This is a genomic window from Chryseobacterium barbadense (assembly GCF_042849955.1).
GTDB lineage: Bacteria > Bacteroidota > Bacteroidia > Flavobacteriales > Weeksellaceae > Chryseobacterium.
This window is the reverse complement of record NZ_BAAFHL010000127.1, coordinates 1-3,050: the sequence shown is the minus strand read 5'-3', so window position 1 is coordinate 3,050 and position 3,050 is coordinate 1. Positions and strand designations below refer to the sequence as shown.

The 3,050-nt window shown below is 39.8% G+C and carries 5 protein-coding genes; all 5 read left to right on the top strand.

Going from position 1 to position 3,050, the window contains the following annotated elements; all coding sequences use genetic code 11:
• The coding region (locus tag ACGHIN_RS17060) for a hypothetical protein (RefSeq protein WP_390456365.1) at positions 1-683 on the top strand (683 nt) is incomplete at its 5' end.
• Positions 684-758: 75 nt separating this feature from the next.
• On the top strand, positions 759-1,355 hold the full coding sequence (locus ACGHIN_RS17055; protein ID WP_390456362.1) for a ferritin-like domain-containing protein: 597 nt from the start codon (positions 759-761) through the stop codon (positions 1,353-1,355).
• Between the two features lie 65 nt (positions 1,356-1,420).
• Positions 1,421-1,723, top strand: a complete 303-nt coding sequence (locus tag ACGHIN_RS17050; RefSeq protein ID WP_390456359.1) for a hypothetical protein — start codon at positions 1,421-1,423, stop codon at positions 1,721-1,723.
• Between the two features lie 14 nt (positions 1,724-1,737).
• Positions 1,738-2,124, top strand: coding sequence for a hypothetical protein (locus ACGHIN_RS17045; protein ID WP_390456356.1), 387 nt, complete (start codon positions 1,738-1,740; stop codon positions 2,122-2,124).
• Between the two features lie 71 nt (positions 2,125-2,195).
• On the top strand, positions 2,196-3,050 hold an 855-nt coding region (locus ACGHIN_RS17040), incomplete at its 3' end, for a catalase (RefSeq protein WP_390456353.1).

Sequence of the window (3,050 nt, the reverse complement as noted above, 5' to 3'; positions counted from 1 at the left end):
CAAGAAACAGCTCTTCTAACAGTGACTCAAGGTCAACACTTGAAGAAGTTTATCAGTTAGGTTATGACCACGGTTATAATGATGCTTCACAAGATGAAGATTATGATGATGATTTCTCAGATTTTGAGGATTATTATGATGACTATGAAAATAGTTATAACGATGATGATGAAGACTATGATGATTATGATGATGACGAAGACTACGACGATGAAGATTATGAAGAGGATGATGATAGCAGAGGAAGAGGAGGCTCCCAAAACGGAGGCAGAGGAAGCAGAGGTAACCAGCAGAGAGATAGCCAGGGAAGATTTACATCCGGTGGCGGCAGAGGTGGTTCCCGTGGAGGCTCTTCACGTTCCGGTTCCAGCAACGGAGATGGAAGAGGAAGATCTTCTTCAACAAGCAGTTCGTCCAGCCGGGGCGGAAGAGGAGGAAACAGCAGCAGATCTTCTTCAGGTTCATCAGGAAGATCAGGCTCAAGCAGTTCAAATTCCAGATCAGGAAGCAACAGCGGTTCAGGTCGTGGTTCCAATTCAGGCTCAGGAACATCCAGAAGAGGTTTCGCTTCAATGAGTAAAGCCGAACGTACGAGAATTGCCCGTATGGGCGGCCAGGCTTCTCACGGAGGCGGAAGGTCTTCCGGCAGGTCCGGATTTGGAGGCAGACGTAACAATTCATAATTCTTTTTCCATGATTGCCTCTTTATTTTTATAGTAAAGGGGTAATCTTTTCAACCCTAAACACCACATTACATTATGGCAACTAAAACAGCAGAAAATACTAATTCTACAACAACTGCAGAGAAGAAAAACACAGTAGGCAACGCCTCTGTAAAATCAAATGAAATGAAAACCGCCCCACTGCATAAGTTTTTTGTAGATGCCCTTAAAGACATTTATTATGCGGAAAACGCTATCATCGAAGCTCTGGAAAAAATGCAGCAAGCAGCTACCACAGAAGAATTGAAGGATGCTTTTGAAGACCATCAGCTTCAGACCAAAAAACATGTAAGCCGCTTGGAGAAAGTTTTCAAACTGATCGATGAAAAGCCTGAGAAAAAAGAGTGTGAGGCCATAAAAGGCCTTATCAAAGAAGGCGAAGAAGTGATAAAATCTACTCAGGAAGGCTCTATGACGCGTGATGCAGCCCTTATTATCGCAGCACAGAAAGTAGAGCACTATGAAATTGCAACCTATGGCGGCCTTGCCCAATTGGCAATTACCATGGGACATGATAAAGCCGCTGACCTACTTGAAAAAACTTTACAGGAAGAAGAAGATACCGATTATAACCTTACAGAAATCGCTGAGACATTTATCAATTTCGATGCGGAGCAGGAAGGATCAATCTAAAAAAACATATTAAGCCATATAGGCAGAGCTCTATATGGCTTATTTAACCAAGAATCTCAAAGTCAATGGAAAAACAGAAGATCCTAAAAACACTAAGGACCGAACACTTTATTAAAGTAGCCAATAAAGGAGACTGGTTTGAAGACGGAGCCGTAATCTACGCACGAGAAATAAAAGAGAACATTTTCCTGCTCTTCGTTATTTTAAAAGATGTGAATATCGAAAATATTCAGGCACTGATTGCCCATTTTGATGATTTTAACAGTATCGGAAGAAAGGAGCCTATACAGATTATGTTTTACCTCTCCATTAAAGAAAAGGAAGATCTCCACTATTTTGAAAAGTATTTGAAAGTCTCTAATAACTAAAAACGTATTAAACTATGATTTTTGAAACTGACGCTTTAAGATATTCTGATCTGAATAATAAAAACAATGTGATTGAAAATGAATCCTTGTTCCCCAGTGTGATCAATTCTTACGGAGTGACGGCATTCCTGATAAAATCCCTGGAAAAGGTAAAGAACAATGCAAAATGTGAAATCCTGAAAAAAGTAATAGATACCTATATTCAGGAATATATTGTACACATCAGTCAATACCATAATGAAAATTCGGAAAATATTGTTTATACCGATTCCGAGATAAAAATGGATGATCCTTCTTTTACCGTTTATGCTAAAACCGCTTATTACAAAGTTTTAAAAGAAGAAGAATATCTGAACAAACTTTTAAGTACCCTGGATATAGAAAACAGCTATACAGAATAACAGAAACAGATAAGCAGGCTTTTCAGCAGCTTTTTGAATCTTTGAAACACCAACCACAAAATATTTTAGATATGGAAAAAGAAAACCGAAACAAAAAAGTAGAGCAGTTAGATTCATTAAGCACATCCAATGAGAACGAAAAACTAACTACCAATCAAGGCCTGAAAATCAACAATAATCAGGATTCCCTGAAAGCAGGTGACAGAGGGCCTACTTTACTGGAAGATTTCATTTTAAGAGAAAAAATCACTCATTTCGACCATGAAAGAATTCCCGAAAGAATCGTTCATGCCCGTGGCTCAGGCGCCCATGGCATTTTTAAGCTCACCAAAAGTCTTGAAAAATATACCAAAGCCGGATTTCTAAGGGAATTAGGGAAAGAAACTCCTGTTTTTGTAAGATTTTCCACCGTTGCGGGAAGCAGAGGGAGTACGGATCTGGCACGGGACGTCAGAGGTTTTGCCATTAAATTTTACACGGATGAAGGCAATTATGACCTTGTGGCCAATAATATGCCTGTATTTTTCATTCAGGATGCCATTAAATTCCCTGATCTTGTCCATGCTGTAAAACCTGAACCCGACAATGAAATTCCACAAGCCGCTTCAGCACATGATACTTTTTGGGATTTTATCTCCCTGATGCCTGAAAGCATGCATATGATCATGTGGCTGATGAGCGATCGTGCCATTCCACGAAGTTTCAGAATGATGGAAGGATTTGGAGTGCATTCTTTTAAGTTCATTAATGATGAAGGAGAGGCACATTTCGTAAAATTCCACCTTAAACCTAAATTAGGGGTTCATTCCGTAGCGTGGGACGAAGCACAGAAGATTTCAGGTGTTGATCCTGATTTCCACAGACGTGATCTATGGGAAGCTATAGAGAACGGTGCATTTCCTGAATGGGATCTTGGTGTACAAGTC

Coding starts and splice junctions, on each gene's coding strand:
- ACGHIN_RS17055 (WP_390456362.1), top strand. CDS start 759: ATGGCAACTAAAACAGCAGAAAATACTAATTCTACAACAACTGCAGAG.
- ACGHIN_RS17050 (WP_390456359.1), top strand. CDS start 1,421: ATGGAAAAACAGAAGATCCTAAAAACACTAAGGACCGAACACTTTATT.
- ACGHIN_RS17045 (WP_390456356.1), top strand. CDS start 1,738: ATGATTTTTGAAACTGACGCTTTAAGATATTCTGATCTGAATAATAAA.